Source organism: Catenovulum agarivorans YM01, assembly GCF_000281085.1.
GTDB classification, from domain to species: domain Bacteria; phylum Pseudomonadota; class Gammaproteobacteria; order Enterobacterales; family Alteromonadaceae; genus Catenovulum; species Catenovulum agarivorans.
Window position 1 is genome coordinate 38,481 of the sequence record NZ_JH767546.1, and the last position, 1,436, is coordinate 39,916.

The 1,436-nt window shown below is 44.2% G+C and carries 1 protein-coding gene; it reads right to left on the minus strand.

Going from position 1 to position 1,436, the window contains the following annotated elements:
- The coding region (locus WSC_RS25105; RefSeq protein ID WP_193352323.1) for a beta strand repeat-containing protein at positions 1 to 1,436 on the minus strand (1,436 nt) is incomplete at both ends.

Below are 1,436 nucleotides of genomic sequence, written 5' to 3' on the forward strand. Positions count from 1 at the left end.
GTTATCTAATGTGATGCTTTGAGTTGCTGCAGTTGAAGTATTGCCAGCCGTATCTGTTTGGGTAGCAGAGACTGTTAAAGTACCATTGTTAAAGGCACTAACATCAAATTCACTGCCCGAAATTGTCCAGTTGCCTGAACCGTCCGCTGTTACTGTGCGAGTTAACGTAGCGTTATTGTCGGTAATGCTAACTGTCACGCTATTACCCGCTTCTGCCCCCGAACCTGCAATCAAGACATCTTCATCTTCCGTCGCATTAACATATCCATCACCTTCAATAGGTGTGGTAATAGTTAGCGCACTTGGTGCGGTATTGTCTAAGGTAATGTTTTGTGTTGCGGCTGTTGATGTATTACCCGCAGCATCTGTTTGGGTTGCAGATACAGTTAAGGTGCCATTATTAAAGTTGCTTACGTCAAATTCGCTTCCACTGATTGTCCAGTCTCCAGAAGCATCGGCAGTGACAGTTTGATTTAACGTAGAGGTACCGTCAGTAATTGTGACCGTGACACTCGCGTTGTTTTCTGCGCCACTACCAGCAATTAATACATCATTGTCTTCGGCTGCGTTAACAATACCATCAGTTTCAATTGGTGTGGTAATTGTGACTGCGGCAGGCACGCCGTTGTCTAAAGTGATATTTTGTGTTGCACTGCTTGATTCATTACCCGCGGCATCTGTTTGAGTAACCGTCACGGTTAACGTACCGTTGGTTAATGCTGAGATATCTATTTCATTACTTTCTATCGTCCAGTTACCACTGCTATCCGCTACGGTTTGAATCGATAAGCTGCCAATGTTAATGGTTATCGCCGCACCGGCTTCTGCGCCACTGCCTGATATCAGTACACTATCGTCTTCACTTGCGTTAACGATATTGTCTATTTCAATTGGTGTGCTGATACTTGGTGCACTTGGCGCTGAGTTGTCTAGAGTAATGTCTTGTGTTGCTGCGGTTGAAGTATTACCCGCTGTATCTGTTTGTGTTGCTGATACAGTTAAGGTGCCGTTATTAAATGTAGTAACATCAAATTCGCTACCACTTATTGTCCAGTTTCCAAAACTGTCCGCTGTCACTGCTTGATCTAGGCTACTAGAACCATCGGTAATTGTAACTGTGACACTTGCATTTGCTTCTGCATCCGAGCCTGCAACTAATACATCCGCATCTTCCGCTGCATTAACAATACCGTCTGTTTCTATTGGTGTAGTAATAGTCACAGCACTTGGTGTTGAGTTATCTAATGTGATGTCTTGAGTTGCGGCTGTTGAAGTATTACCCGCTGTATCTGTTTGGGTAGCAGATACAGTTAAGGTGCCATTATTAAAGCTACTAACGTCAAATTCGCTACCACTGATTGTCCATGCACCAGAGCCATCCGCAGTGACAGTTTGATTTAACGTAGAGGTACCGTCAGTAATTGTGACCGTGACAC